The sequence below is a fragment of the Nocardia sp. NBC_01730 genome (genome assembly GCF_035920445.1).
In the GTDB taxonomy this organism is placed as follows: Bacteria; Actinomycetota; Actinomycetes; order Mycobacteriales; family Mycobacteriaceae; genus Nocardia.
In genome coordinates this window covers 6,076,782-6,090,370 of record NZ_CP109162.1, presented here as the reverse complement: position 1 = coordinate 6,090,370, position 13,589 = coordinate 6,076,782, and the positions used below count along the sequence as shown (strand labels likewise).

Genomic DNA, 13,589 nt, shown 5'->3' with positions numbered 1-13,589 from the left:
CGACCCCCGCGACGAGTGACACATGGCTGAGCCAAACGTGTAGCCCTCTCCATTATGTGCCGCTCGGCGGCGTGGGTGGTCGTTGGGGGAGCCAGCGAGGGGTGCAGGCGGCTGTGGCGAGGATGGTGGCGCCTAGGAGGGCCAAGAGGGTGGACATGGAGCACCAGATGGTTGCCAGGGCGGCGAAGCCGAAGACCGCGAGGGCGACCATTTCGCCGAGGAGGCCGGACACCGAAGTGACCGTGGCTCGGGCACTGCCCTCGATGGCGTCTTGGAGGCGGGCTCCCGCAACGACTCCCGCGTTGTAGACGATGCCGTAGGAGATGCCGATCGCCGTGAATCCGAGGCCGGTCAGCAGATAGACGGCGTCGGGGCGTCGCGCCGCCAGCCCGGCGATCAGCGCGCCGCCGAGAAACAAGACACCCGCCACGCCAACCGCGGTCGCCATCGTCCGCCCCGACATGCCCTCGGTGCGGCCGGCCAGCACCGAACCGGTCAGCGAACCGAGCACGGTGAGACCGACCAGCAACGGAACCACCGCGGTCGAGACGCCCACTTCCTCCGCCAGCAGAGCGAAGTACTCGTCGAATGCCGTGATGCCGAACAGCAGCGCCTCCAACAGCACGCCATAGCGCACCGTTCGAACCCGAACCGCTTCCCGCACACCGGCCTTCAGCATGCCGAGGTATCGCGCGAACGGCCGTGGCCGAGTGACATGCCGTTCCGGCACGGACACTCCCGCACACAGTGCGGCGTCGTGCACTGTCGGATGCGCCTCGAAGGGGGCCGACACCTCGTCTTCCAGATCGTCCACGTCCACCGCGGACACCGCCTTCGGCGCCGTGGGCAACGACAGTGCGAGTGCCGCGTGCACGGCGGCGAACGCGACGCTGGACCAGCCGACGAGCGCGTAGCCGCCGTAGCGGTAGAGCGGGGTCGCGGCGAGGATTGCGACCACGACGGCCGCTTCCGCACCCGCGCGCGTGTAGCCGAGGATGCGCGGGTAGGCGGCGGATTCGCCGCGGGCGGTGAGGTCGTCGTAGAGCAGCGCCTCGAACGTACCGGAGGCCAAGGCGCCCGAGGTACCCCACAGCACGAATCCAGCGGCGAAACCCGCGAAGCCGGGCGCGACGGTCCACAGCATGAAGCCCGCCGTCAGCAGCACACCGCTCAGCACGAGCAGCGCACGTCGCGAAACCGTGTCGGCCCACGCCCCGGAAGGCACCTCCAGCAGGAACGACGTCGTCGACCATATCGCGAACAGCACGGAGATCTGCATCGTGCTCATGCCATGGTCGGCGAACAGCAGGGCATAGAGCGCGTAGAGCGGGATCAATTCACCGATGCTCTTGAAGAGCACGGCCCGAACTGTCAGCGAGTGCAGGCTGAGGGGCTGCCCGGTGTGGGCGCTACCCGTCGGACGGGCGCGCAGCGATTCGACGAATCAAGAGCCATAGATGAGCAAACGCATGTCGTCAGCATGTACACCGTCGCAACACGGCGTCAAGAGAATTAGCTTCCTGCGCCGATCAGCCACACGGCGCCAAGAGATCGAGGCACCCGTGTCGAGGGAATCAGCCACCGAGCGCCGACGGAATCAAGACATCGGCACCCAGCCGTTGGCGTGGATCGAGTCTCCGTCGCCGAGTTCTCGGTCCACGACGCCGGGGCCGACCCGGCCCTGGTGCTCGTTGAGGTCGCTGATCAGCTCGGACACTGGATGCGAGTCACTGTAGTGGTAGCCCTGGGCGAGCGCGAAGCCCAGCTCGGTGAGCACCGCGGCCTGGTATTCCGTCTCCACGCCCTCGGCGATCACCTGCAGGTCGAGCGCGCTGGACAGGGCGGCGATCACACCAAGCAGTGGCGGCGCGGGCGAGTCCGAGCGGATCGCGGCGACGAAGGACTGGTCGACCTTGAGGATGTCGCTGGGCAGGGTCGCCAGCCTGCTCAGCGAGGAGTACCCGGTGCCGAAGTCGTCGATGGCGATGCGCACGCCCCGCTCGCGCAGAGTATGCAGATTCGCGATCGCGGTCTGAGATTCGGCGGCCAGCTCGCTCTCGGTTACCTCGAGCACCAGCTGATCGGCAGGCCAGCCGGTGCTGGCGAGGATGTTTGCCACCCGGTCGGCGTAACCGGACTCGGCCAACTCGAGCCCGCTGACGTTCACGTTCAAGGTCAGATCGAGCTGGGCGAAAGTCTCCTGCAGTCGCGCCGCGTCCGCACATGCCCTGCGCAGCACCAGTTCGTCCAGGTCGGAGATAAGGTCGTATTCCTCGGCGACGCGGATCAGGCCTTCGGTGGTGACGTCCGGCTGCGCACTGGATGACCAGCGCAGCAGCGCCTCGACGCCGACCGCCTTGCCGCCGCCCTCGGTCAGGCTGACGATCGGCTGGTAGTGCACGTCGAGGGCGCCTCGGTCGATCGCCTCGCGCAGTTCCACCGCCAGCGGCAGCTGCCGGGAAGACTCGAGCACTGTCCGGTTGCGACCCGCCTGCTTGGCCCGATACAGACCGACGTCCGCCCGGCTGACCAGCAGCGATCCGGACTCTCCCTGCTGCCAGGAGGTCACGCCTGCCGAACAGCCGGTGGTCACCGCCGCGCGGAGCTGTTCGGTGAGCAGGATCGCGGCCTGCTCGGTGGTGTTCGGCAGCAGCAGCGCGAACGCGTCGCCACCGTAGCGGGCCAGGCGCTGGTCCGGGACGAGCAGTTTGGACCAGGTATCGGCGACCCGCTGCAGGACCGCGTCGCCCGCGCGGTGACCGAGATGATCATTGATCTTCTGGAAGCGGTCCAGATCGACCAGCACGAGCGCCAGGCCGTGTCCGTTCCGGGTGGCCTGCTCGATCGCGGTGTTGAGTGCCCGATCGAAGCCGCGGCGGTTGAGCAGGCCGGTGAGCACGTCGATGTCGGCCTCCGACGCCATCCTGGTCAGCACACCGACGACCACGCCGACGCCGACGGTCACCCCCGCCGGTATCAGGCCCGACCACCAGGGCAGCGCAGGGGTCACCGGCCGCGCCGGCAGCACCCACAGGCACAGGACGAGCGCGAAAGCGATGTGAGCCGCCGCCTGTGACCAGGCGAAGAACAGCGCGGCGTCGCACGCGATGAACACGTAGAACGCGGCGAGGCTGATCGCGCCCACTGTGTTCGGGAACGAATGCACCGCGATCGTCACCAGCACCGTCGCGATCGCGACATAGATGTGGTGGATCGTATGGGGCAGCCGTGGCCCCCACGCGAGCAGCGTGAGACCGAGCGCCAGCGCTACCGCTGCCGCCCCACCAACCAGCGCCCGATTACCCTCGTCACCAGGGGCGATTCCGGTAATCAGCAGACCAAGAATCCCACCCATGACGTAGAACGCCCCGGTGGTTCGAGCCATGACCATAGCTGTCGCCAGCGCAGACGCGGCCCGTACCCGGGTTCGGGTATCGCCGCGAGACCCGATTCCTCGCACAGGGAATAGCCTAGACACAACGGATCTCGACGGTTGCCACATCCCGGGAATCCGGTGCGGCGAACCGGTGGCTATTCACTTGAAGATCATTGCACGCGCCTAGTTCGGCGGTCGCAACACGTCGGTGCCGACGAACGGAACCAGTGCCGCGGGAACGCGCACCGAGCCGTCGGCCTGCTGATGATTCTCCAGAATCGCCACGATCCAGCGAGTGGTCGCCAACGTACCGTTCAAAGTGGCTGCGATCTGCGGCTTTCCGTTCTCGTCGCGGTAGCGGACGGCGAGGCGGCGAGCCTGGAAGGTGGTGCAGTTGGAGGTCGAGGTGAGTTCCCGGTAGGTCTGCTGGGTGGGCACCCATGCCTCGCAGTCGAACTTGCGCGCGGCCGAGCTGCCCAGATCACCGGCGGCCACGTCGATCACCCGATAGGGCACCTCGACCGCCGCGAGCATGTCCCGCTCCCACTCGAGCAGGCGCCGGTGCTCGGCGTCGGCCTCCTCCGGCGTGGTGAAGACGAACATCTCCACCTTGTCGAACTGGTGCACGCGGATGATGCCGCGGGTGTCCTTGCCGTAGCTGCCCGCCTCCCTGCGGAAACACGACGACCAGCCCGCATACCGCTTGGCGCCGCCGCTCAAGTCGAGGATCTCGTCCGCGTGGTAGCCGGCCAGCGGCACCTCCGAGGTACCGACGAGGTAGAGGTCCTCGTCCTCGAGGTGGTACACCTCGGCCGAATGCTTGCCGAGGAACCCCGTGCCCGCCATGATCTCCGGACGAACCAGCACCGGCGGGATTATCATGGTGAAGCCGTTGGTCACGGCCTTCTGCGCGGCCAGCTGCAGCAGACCCAATTGCAGCAGCGCGCCGTAGCCGGTGAGGAAGTAGAACCGCGCGCCCGAGACCTTCGCGCCGCGCTCCATGTCGATCAGACCGAGCGACTCGCCGAGCCCCAGATGGTCCTTCGGCTCGAAGTCGAACTCCCGTGGCGTACCGGCGGTTTCGAGCACGACGTAGTCGTCCTCCCCGCCCGCGGGCGCGCCCTCTTGCACTACGTTCGAGATGGCGCGGTGCGCGGCGTCCAGGTCGGCGTCGGCGGCGTGCTGAGCGGCCTCGGCCTCCTTGACCTTGACCGACATCTCCTGCGCCTGCGCGAGCAGCGCGGACCGCTCCTCCTTGCTCGCCTTCCCGATCAGCTTGCCCATCGCCTTGTGCTCGGCGCGCAAGTTGTCCGCGGTAGCCACCGCGGCACGGCGCGCCGCGTCCACCTCGAGCAGGGCGTCGACGAGGGCGGGGTCTTCGCCGCGGGCGCGCTGCGAGGCGCGGACCGCGTCGGGGTTGTCCCGCAGGAATCGGAGGTCGATCATGGGCCATCAGCCTAGTGGTCGCAGTATTGCCGTTTCACGCCGATATCCCAGGATGTGAGCCAACCGCCCAGGATCGCGCGCATAGTTGGGTTGTGGGTACCCCATTCGACGAGACAGCCATCGACAACGCGCTGGCCGACCTCTCCGCAGGCGAGAAGGCGTGGGCCGCGACCTCGCTGCGCCGTCGCCGCGAACTTCTCGACGAGATCCACGCCCGAACCGGCCGCTTCGCCGAGGACTGGGTACGCGCGGCACGCACCATCAAGGGACTGGACGCGGACTCGTCGCTGGTCGGCGAGGAGTGGATGTCCGGCCCGCTCACCCTGCTGCAGGCCACCGCCGCGCTCTCGGCGACCCTCTCCGCGCTGGAGACCGGGTACAGCCCGCTGGCCGGCATCGCACTGCAGGAAGCGCCGGGCGGACGGGTCGCGGTGCCGATCCTTCCACGGGGCGTATACGACCGGCTCCTGCTCAACGGCTTCCGCGGCGAAGTGTGGCTGCGTCCCGGCGTCGACGCGGAGACCGCGCGCAAACGGGCCGGGCTCGCCCAGCTGGATCCCACTGCGACCCGCGGGATCGGCGCCGTCCTCGGCGCGGGCAACATCACCTCGATCGCGCCGCTCGACGCGCTCTACGAGCTGTACGCGCACAATCGGGTGGTTGCGCTGAAGCTGAACCCGATCACCGACCCGCTGTACACGGTGTTCGAGATGGTGTTCGCACCGCTGCTCGAGCTGGGCGTGCTCCGGATTCTCACCGGAGGCGCGGTGGAGGGCAGCTACCTGGTACACCACGACGACGTCGCGCACGTGCACATGACCGGAAGCGCACACACGCACGACACGATCGTGTGGGGGCCGGGCCAGGAGGGGCTGGAGCGCAAGAAGGAGCACCGGCCGCTGCTGGACAAGCCGATCACCAGCGAGCTGGGCGGCGTCTCGCCGACCATCGTGGTGCCCGGCGACTGGTCCGACGCCGACCTGCGCTACCAAGCGCAGCATGTGGCGACCCACCGGCTGCACAACGGCGGCTACAACTGCGTCGCCGCGCAGGCGATCGTGCTCAGCGCGGACTGGGATCGCAAGGACAGGTTCCTCGCCGAGCTGCGTACCGCGATCGAGCGGGCGCCGCGGCGCGCCGCGTACTACCCGGGCAGCGATGGGCGTGTCGCGGACGCGCTGGCATCCTATCCGGATGCCGAGCGCCTCGGGCCCGGGGCGGGCCGGGTCCTGGTCGAGCAGCTGCCGCGCACCGACACGCCGCTGCTGCGCACCGAATACTTCTCTCCCGTGCTCGGCGTGGTCGAACTGCCTCACCTGGGCGGTGCGTTCGTGCACCATGCAGTGGACTTCGCGAACACCGAGCTGACCGGAACGCTCGGCGCGAACGTCATCGCCCATCCGGCGACCATCCGCAGGCTCGGCATCGGTTTCGACCGCGCGATCGAGCGGCTGCGCTACGGCGCGATCGCGGTGAACACCTGGACCGGGCTTGCCTTCCTCGCGCCGCGCGCGGCATGGGGGGCCTTCCCCGGGCACACCCTGGACGACGTGCAGAGCGGAATCGGCGTGGTGCACAACGCTTTCCTCCTGGACGACGTGGAGCGCACGGTGGTGCGCGGTCCATTCCGGCCCGCGCCGCGCTCGCTGTTGCGCGGCGAGCCCACCCTCTCGCCGAAGCCGCCGTGGTTCGTCGACAACGCCACCGCCGCGACGACCGGACGGAGGCTGACCGAGTTCTACGCGAGCGCCAACCCGGCCAGGCTGCCCGGGATCTTCCTGTCGGCGTTGCGCGGCTGACCCGACGCGCGGGCTCGTGTCGATCAGGCCAGGTCGTAGCACCACGGCCCTGACACTGCCATGATGGATCGCGATGTCACCCGCACAAGTGCCCCCGCAGAAGCTCAGGCGTGGCGTGTCGACGCGCGCCGACGAGGTTCGCCGGTTGTTCGATTCCGCGAAGGCCGCGGTGTCCGACGGCAACCTGCACCTGTCCGCGCCGACCCTGCGCTGGGGTCTGCTCGCGGTGGCTGTCGGCGCGGTTCTGGCTGCCATGGTGACGCTGTTCGTGACCGGCTTCGACAACGGGAAGGGCCTTGCGGCGCACAACCCGGGCTCGCCGGCGCAGACCGTGCTGGACAAAGAGTTCGGCACCGCCGCGACGGGCGACTGCCTGAGCTGGACCAGGAACGACCGGTCCGACCTGGTCAAGGTGAACTGCTCGAGCAAGCACATGTTCGAGGTCGCGGCCGATATCGACATAAGCAGGTATCCGGGCAAGGAGTTCGGCCCCGGCTCGCGGTTCCCGGACTCACTGCGGCTCACCGAACTGAAGGAAGAACACTGCGTTCCGGCCGTGCAGGAGTACATGTCCGGGCACTTCGATCCGCGAGGCAAGTACATCGTCGGCCTGATGTATCCCAGCCCGGACGGCTGGCAACACGGTGACCGCACGCTGCGCTGCGGACTGCAGGTAGCGGCCAGCACGGGCACGCCACCCTCGGTCGGCCGCGCCGCCGAGCACGACCAGTCCAAGGTGTACGAGCAGGGCATGTGCCTCGGCATCAACCAAAACCTGCCGACCGATCCGGTGGATTGCGCACAGCCACACGCCGTGGAGATCGTCTCCACCGTCGACCTGGGCACGCGCTTCAACGGCGGACCGCCGCCGAAGGAGGAGCAGGACAAGTTCGTCGAGGAGGAGTGCGCGCGGACTTCGACCGACTATCTCGGCGGCCCGGACGTGATCCGCAACAAGACGCTGACTCTGTTCTTCGACTACATCGACGCCCGCAGCTGGATGGCGGGCAGTCGCAAGCTGGATTGCATGCTAGGCAAGGGTGCCGATCGGGAAGGCTTCGCGCCGATCACCGGTTCGGCCAGGGGAGACATCCTGATCAACGGCCAGGCACCGGTGCCGCCGCCGAACAACGGGCGCTCGACCCCCGCACCGCTGCCCGGCGCGGCTCCGCTGCCGCCGCAGTCCCAGCCGAGGTAGACCGGCGCCGATGTCCGTCTCGATGTCCGCGGACCGGTTCGAGGAATTGGTCGGTGACGCGCTCGATCTCATCCCGCCCGAGCTGACCCGCGCGATCGACAACGTGGTCGTGCTGATCGAACCGCGCGATCCGGAGGATCCACATCTGCTCGGGCTCTATCACGGCATCGCGCTCACCGAACGCGACAGCCATTACGGCGGAGCGCTTCCGGACACCGTGACGATCTACCGCGCCGCCATTCTCGACATCTGCGCCGATGAATCGGAGGTGGTGCGACAGGTGGCGATCACTGTGATCCATGAAATCGCACACTATTTCGGGATTGACGAAGACCGTCTGCATGAGCTGGGATGGGGCTAGTCTTGATCGAGCTGAATGGCGTACCCGGAACGTTGGGTGTGTAATCAGCAGGGAGACCGGAAAGTAGGGGATCCGATGGAACCGATCGCGTTGCTGTCGCGTCCTATCACTCGTAGGGGGAATTCTCGTGGTTCCGCCCCATAACCACTAGAAGGAGTCGAGTCATGGTCGGACATGTACTGATCGCACCCGAAGCCATTCTCGCCGCCGCGGCCGAGCTCGACCTCGTTGCCGAGCGGCTGGCCGCCGCAGCAGCGATAACCGCGCCCGCGACGCACGTGTTGCCCTCCGGCGCGGAGGAAGTCTCGTTCCTCGGCGCAGGCCATTTCAACCAAGGGGCGATGTCCCACGATCGTGCTGTCGCGCAGGCCATTCTGGAATGCCACCACGCCGCGGCAACGCTGCGCATGCAGTTGGCCCAGCACATCGCGGGTGATGTGGTGCGCGCCACGGGCATCAACGCCATCCAGGTGTAGTTCCGACACCGAGACCCGTCAGCAACACCTAGTCAGGGGAGAAGACAAACATGGTTGCAGGAGTCACCGGGGTGATCTGGGCCGCCCGGCCGTCGGAGATCAATTCGGCCACCCTTCACGCGGGCGCGCACGCGATTCCGATCTCGGCGGCCGCCACCGCCTGGGGTGGGCTCACCGCCGCCTGGGTCGACGCGACAACGACCGTCGCCAGGGTAATGGCCGAACTCGGCGTCGGTATGCAGGGCATCAACGGTATCGCCGTGCTGGGCAAGCTCACGGGTTTCCTCGGCTGGTCCGAACAGCAGGGCGTCCAAGCCGCCGCGATGGGCGCGAAAGCAGCGGGGAATGTCATCGCGTACACCGTCGCCGCGCTGGCGATGCCGAGCCCGCCGGAGATCGCGGCCGTCAACACCGCACTGGCCGCTTCCGCGAACCCGCCGGGGGTGTTGACCGGCGCCTTCGAGGCCGCGGAGGTCACAAGGAACCTCATGGACATCCGTGCCGCGCTGGTCATGGAGACCTATGAGGCCGCGACAAGCGCCATGCTCGCGACCCCCGCCGAGTTCCTGATGCCGCCGCCGATCGCCAGCGGCGCCGGAACGGCCAACCCGGGGCAGGCGGCAGACGCGGCGTTTGAGGTACCGGCCGATCCGATCCAGACGGCCATTGCCGCCACGCAGGCGTTCTTGAGCAACCCCGGCGTGGCGAGCGCTGCCACACAGGCCGCCCAGGCTGTCGGTTCGATCGCCACCACCGGTGTTTCGACCGTTGGCAATGTCGCGGGCAGTGCGATAGCGGCGGCCACCAACACCGCACCCGCCATGTCCGGCATCGCTCCGATGGCCATGGGCGCCGGTGTGGCTGCCGCCGGTAGCGCCGCCACGACCCGCGCCGTGTCGTTCTCCGGCACCGGGTCCCCGGCAGGCATGAACAACGGCTCCCTCAAGCTCCCAGAAGGCTGGGGCACGAACGGTACGGTCGGCGGCTCCCCAGCGCAGGAGACCGTCGCGGTCAACCGGGTCGACGCGGCGCCGGTCCGGTCGGCGAATACAGGCAACGGCAACCCCCTGCTGGGGAACCAGGCCCGCAGTGCCGAGGACGATGGGGCCGAGCACAACGGCCGGGACTACCTGCGGTCGACCGAGCACTTCAACGACGGTCGGTTTGCCGCCGATGGAGTCATCGGCGGCGGTGACTTCAGCGGGACGGCTAGGTGACCGTACTCGGTGCGGGCCACGGCCCATCGACGCTCGAGGCGGTCGTCCTGTCGCTCGACGAGATGCAGTTTCTCCTGGAGAAGCTGGAGATCGAGGTCCCGGTCGTGTTGAACGCGAGGGGACGCTACGACAACGTGACCCACCACAAGGCGGCGATGGACGTGGCCGCCGAGTCCCTCATCCAGCGGGAGCTACTCATCGATGATGTGGTGCACCTCGATCTGGAGGACCGGCTGCGCGCGCTGAACCGGCCGCACTGGATCATCGCGCTGCGGTTGGTTGTCGATGGGTACGTGAGCCGCTTCTGTCTGGCGAAGAGCGACGACCTCTCGGTCGTCACTCTTCGCGGGCAGGACTCCTACGTCATCGACGAGGCAGGGACCGATCTGCCTGGCACGGTGCTTGCGGCACTCGGCTACGCCGAACCGCTGGAGCTCTACGGTATGAACGCTCCGACCGACCAGCTCGCCACGATCTTCGCAGCCACCGGTGACGCCGCGGCCACCGCCGAACGGCTGACGAAAGTCGGCAACCCTGCACACGATGCGAGGACCCTGGCCGCCGCCCTGGTCGAGATCCACTCGTATGCCGAGGTCGTCGGCGTGATGTACGGCGACGGCACCCGGGACGCGGCCGACAACCACATCGCCGTATTCAACACGCGCGCAGGACGATTCATCGCGACCGCGAGCAAGTCCGACGACGGCGTCAAGTGGACGTCACTCAGCAGTGGAACCACCGCACGACTGCGCGCGGCAGTGCAGGATCTGATCAGCTCGCTGCCGGAACGCGAAGACTTCCCGAGGAACCCGAAGCTTTCCTGAACACGCGGTGTCCTGACACGCGACGGCACTCAGGTAAGTGCATGGCTCCTGCGCCGACGGTCCTGGCGCGCACCGTGGGCCCCGCACCATGCTGATCGGCGACCACCTGTATCCCGGGCGCGGATCACTGGATGGGCGACTTGACCTGGTGCAGGATGTCGATGAGGCCCTCCAGCGGGCGGCCCTGATTCAGGATGATTGCCGCCTGGGCGAGTTGCGCACAGGCATCGTCAAGAGCTGCCGTGGCGCGGTCGCGCTGCGCCGTGATCGTCGCGAGCAGCAGGGCGGTGAGAGCGACGGACCCGTTGAATGCCTGCAGCGTGATCATCCTGGCCGTGAGGTCGAGGCCGATGAATGTGGAGAAGTTCCGAGAAGCGGCGAAGATGACGACGACCGACCCGACCAAGGCGCACGGCAGCGCGCCGGACAGATGAAAGCGCAGTGCCGCCCAGATCAGGAACGGGAAGATCATGAACAGCAGGTTTGCCGACTGGAGCGTGGCCACCAGAACGACGACGAACGTGCCGAGAATCACTGTCACGGCCTCGAGTACCCGCAACGGGTTGACCCGCGTGGGTATTCGCCAGGACCAGGCGACGAGGATCAGCGGGGCGACGATGAGCACACCCATCGCGTCACCGGTCCACCACACCGACCAGGCCGCCCAGAACTCGCGTGCGGGGGTGGCGCCGACGACGACGCGGGTCAGGCTGCCTACGGTGGCGCTGATCAGCATTCCCACCATGGCACCGAGGAAGACCAGCGCCAGCGCGTCGGTGACCCTGTCGAAATTCCGACGGAATCCCACCCGCTCGAGCAGCAGATACGCGGCGATCGGTGCCAGTGTGTTCCCGGCGGCGATTATCAGTACCGCGAGCGCCGTCGGTCCGAGCAGGATGTTCACCGCGAACGCGCCGAGGGCAATGCCCGGCCAGATCCGCAATCCCAACAGCAGCAGGCACGCGAGGCCGACCCCGGTCGGGGGCCAGAGTGGGGTGACCTGGTTGCCCACCAGCGCCAGTCGCAGCCCGATCTGAGCAGCCAGGAAGTAAGCGCTGGCGGTGAAAATGATCCGCAGTGCCGCATCGGCATATCTGCGGGAACGGCCCACTAGCCGAGCATAGATCTGTTTCGCACGTGGCGGGAGGGTGTGTGGAATGCGCACCGGTCGGTGGATTCTTGTCCGCGGCGCACTGCCGACCGGCCCCGGTGTGGGCCACCGGCCGTCCCACTGCCAGTGGGCGTTCGGCCTAACCCATCGGGTCGTCGGAAGTCGGCGCGACGTCGTCACCGAACGGTGGGGTGAACCGCCCCCAGCGTGTGCACTCCCACCCACCGTCTGGCATCGAGACCAGCTCGATGGTTTCGGTGTTGTCCAGGTGGTTGTTCGTCGTGAACGGTGGTTGCACACCGGTGAGCGCGCGGCCGACGAGTCGCATGGCGGCGCCGTGGCTGACCAGCAGCACATCACCATCGCCCGATTCGGGCGTCAGATAGGTCTCCCGCAACTGCACGATCGCGGGCAGAAAGCGGTCCAGGACATCCTGGCCGGATTCCCCTCCTGGCACTCGCCGGGTGAGATCACCGTCGTGCCAGGCACGGTAGATCCGCTGAAAGGTCCGGTGCGCCTCTTCGCTGTGCTGTCCTTCCAGGTCACCGGCCTGCACCTCGTGCAGACCATCGAGCACGGTGGCGGTCACACCGGTGGCCGCCTCGATGTAGTTCGCCGTCTGCCGTGCACGCAGCGCCGCCGAGCTGAGCAGAACTTTCGGCGGATCGAGCAGCCCCTCGCCGAACGTCTTCGCCTGTGCGGCACCGCGTTCGGTGAGCGGGAAGCCCGGCACCCTGGTGTCGAGCAGCTTGGCGACGTTCCCTTCGGTCTCTCCGTGCCGGACCAGGATCAACCTTCCACTCACAGGTCCGCCACCCCCTTTCTCAGCTGAACCAACCACTCCGCCGCCGTTTCGTCCGATGGCGGCGGCGTGCCGGTCGCCGAGGTCGCCGCCCAGGATCCGAGAAAGCGGATCCGTGCGGTGCGGTGCAACGCCTTCAGCGCCTCGGCCACCGCCGTGTCGTCGATATGCCCGACGCAGTCGAGATAGAAACGGTACGTGCCCATGCCGGTTCGGGTCGGACGGGACTCGATCCTGGTCAGATCGATACCGCGCGTGGCGAACTCGGCGAACGCGCGCATCAGCGAACCGGACTCGTTCGGCAGCTCGAGCACGATCGAGGTGCGGTCCGTTCCGGTGGCGGGCGGCGCCACCCTGGGTCGGGTGCACAGCACGAAACGTGTGATCGCCTGCTCGTGGTCGGCGACACCGGAGGCCAGCGCGACCAGCCCGAGCCGTTCCCCCGCCAACGCCGTCGAGACGGCGGCATCCGCATTGCCCGCCACTACGTCTTCCGCGGCTGCGGCATTGGACGCCGACGTGTACAACCGGGCGTGCGGCAGGTGCCGTGAAACCCACAACCGCACCTGGGCGGCGGCAACGGGATACGCGGCGAGCGTGCGCACGTCCTGCTTGGTCGTCCCCGGCTTGCCGAGGATCGTGAAACTCACCTCGAGCTCGGTTTCGGCGATGATCTGCAGGCGCGGGCCGATCGCCAGGGAGTCGAGCGTCGCCGAGATCGAGCCCTCGACCGAGCTCTCGATAGGCACCACCGCCCCCTCGACGTCGCCGGAGCGGATCAGGTCCAGCGCGGCGCCTTGGCTGGGCGCGGCGACCCGCTCGACGGGCCCGTAGAAGGCCCCCGAGGATTCGAGTTCGGCGAGGGCCATCTCGGTGAAGGTTCCGGACGGCCCGAAGTACGCGATTCGCGGCACGGTTACGACAGTACTTGCGTGTTCGCCCGGCCCTTCGCGTATTGCGCCGAGCATGCCACACGCGA

At 67.8% G+C, this 13,589-nt stretch carries 12 protein-coding genes; 6 read left to right on the top strand and 6 right to left on the bottom strand.

What is annotated here, in order from left to right; all coding sequences use genetic code 11:
• Nucleotides 1–52 precede the first annotated feature (52 nt).
• From OHB12_RS25515 to serS, 3 genes are all read right to left on the bottom strand, one after another.
• On the bottom strand, nt 53–1,360 hold the full coding sequence (locus OHB12_RS25515) for an MFS transporter (protein WP_327111388.1): 1,308 nt from the start codon (nt 1,358–1,360) through the stop codon (nt 53–55).
• Nucleotides 1,361–1,597: 237 nt separating this feature from the next.
• Complete coding sequence (locus OHB12_RS25510) at nt 1,598–3,385, bottom strand: putative bifunctional diguanylate cyclase/phosphodiesterase (protein WP_327111386.1); 1,788 nt, start codon at nt 3,383–3,385, stop codon at nt 1,598–1,600.
• A 174-nt stretch (nt 3,386–3,559) separates the two neighbouring features.
• The gene (gene serS / locus OHB12_RS25505; RefSeq protein ID WP_327111384.1) at nt 3,560–4,822 is read right to left on the bottom strand and encodes a serine--tRNA ligase; all 1,263 of its coding nucleotides are present in this window, start codon (nt 4,820–4,822) and stop codon (nt 3,560–3,562) included.
• A 92-nt stretch (nt 4,823–4,914) separates the two neighbouring features.
• Here serS and OHB12_RS25500 point away from each other — a divergent pair, with 92 nt between their 5' ends.
• The 6 genes from OHB12_RS25500 (at nt 4,915) to OHB12_RS25475 (ending at nt 10,697) form a co-directional block, all read left to right on the top strand.
• Nucleotides 4,915–6,621 carry an aldehyde dehydrogenase family protein gene (locus tag OHB12_RS25500; protein WP_327111382.1) on the top strand — a complete coding sequence of 569 codons (1,707 nt, stop codon included), beginning with the start codon at nt 4,915–4,917 and terminating at the stop codon, nt 6,619–6,621.
• Nucleotides 6,622–6,694: 73 nt separating this feature from the next.
• Nucleotides 6,695–7,819, top strand: a complete 1,125-nt coding sequence (locus OHB12_RS25495; RefSeq protein ID WP_327111380.1) for a septum formation family protein — start codon at nt 6,695–6,697, stop codon at nt 7,817–7,819.
• Nucleotides 7,820–7,829: 10 nt separating this feature from the next.
• Nucleotides 7,830–8,180 (top strand): metallopeptidase family protein, encoded by a 351-nt coding sequence (locus OHB12_RS25490; RefSeq protein ID WP_327111378.1) that lies wholly within the window; start codon nt 7,830–7,832, stop codon nt 8,178–8,180.
• Between the two features lie 164 nt (nt 8,181–8,344).
• Complete coding sequence (locus OHB12_RS25485; RefSeq protein WP_327111376.1) at nt 8,345–8,656, top strand: PE domain-containing protein; 312 nt, start codon at nt 8,345–8,347, stop codon at nt 8,654–8,656.
• A 50-nt stretch (nt 8,657–8,706) separates the two neighbouring features.
• On the top strand, nt 8,707–9,873 hold the full coding sequence (locus OHB12_RS25480; RefSeq protein ID WP_327111374.1) for a PPE family protein: 1,167 nt from the start codon (nt 8,707–8,709) through the stop codon (nt 9,871–9,873).
• Nucleotides 9,870–10,697, top strand: coding sequence for an ESX secretion-associated protein EspG (locus OHB12_RS25475; RefSeq protein WP_327111372.1), 828 nt, complete (start codon nt 9,870–9,872; stop codon nt 10,695–10,697). Before OHB12_RS25480 ends, OHB12_RS25475 begins: the two co-directional genes overlap by 4 nt.
• A 124-nt stretch (nt 10,698–10,821) precedes the next feature.
• Here OHB12_RS25475 and OHB12_RS25470 read toward each other — a convergent pair whose 3' ends face one another.
• The 3 genes from OHB12_RS25470 to pheA form a co-directional block, all read right to left on the bottom strand.
• Nucleotides 10,822–11,808, bottom strand: coding sequence for an MASE1 domain-containing protein (locus OHB12_RS25470; RefSeq protein WP_327111370.1), 987 nt, complete (start codon nt 11,806–11,808; stop codon nt 10,822–10,824).
• A 139-nt stretch (nt 11,809–11,947) separates the two neighbouring features.
• Nucleotides 11,948–12,613 (bottom strand): histidine phosphatase family protein, encoded by a 666-nt coding sequence (locus OHB12_RS25465; RefSeq protein ID WP_327111368.1) that lies wholly within the window; start codon nt 12,611–12,613, stop codon nt 11,948–11,950.
• Nucleotides 12,610–13,524 (bottom strand): prephenate dehydratase, encoded by a 915-nt coding sequence (pheA, locus tag OHB12_RS25460; protein WP_327111366.1) that lies wholly within the window; start codon nt 13,522–13,524, stop codon nt 12,610–12,612. Before pheA ends, OHB12_RS25465 begins: the two co-directional genes overlap by 4 nt.
• Nucleotides 13,525–13,589 lie beyond the last annotated feature (65 nt).

Coding starts and splice junctions, on each gene's coding strand:
- OHB12_RS25490 (WP_327111378.1), top strand. CDS start 7,830: ATGTCCGTCTCGATGTCCGCGGACCGGTTCGAGGAATTGGTCGGTGAC.
- OHB12_RS25485 (WP_327111376.1), top strand. CDS start 8,345: ATGGTCGGACATGTACTGATCGCACCCGAAGCCATTCTCGCCGCCGCG.
- OHB12_RS25480 (WP_327111374.1), top strand. CDS start 8,707: ATGGTTGCAGGAGTCACCGGGGTGATCTGGGCCGCCCGGCCGTCGGAG.
- OHB12_RS25510 (WP_327111386.1), bottom strand. CDS start 3,385: ATGGCTCGAACCACCGGGGCGTTCTACGTCATGGGTGGGATTCTTGGT.
- OHB12_RS25495 (WP_327111380.1), top strand. CDS start 6,695: ATGTCACCCGCACAAGTGCCCCCGCAGAAGCTCAGGCGTGGCGTGTCG.
- serS (WP_327111384.1), bottom strand. CDS start 4,822: ATGATCGACCTCCGATTCCTGCGGGACAACCCCGACGCGGTCCGCGCC.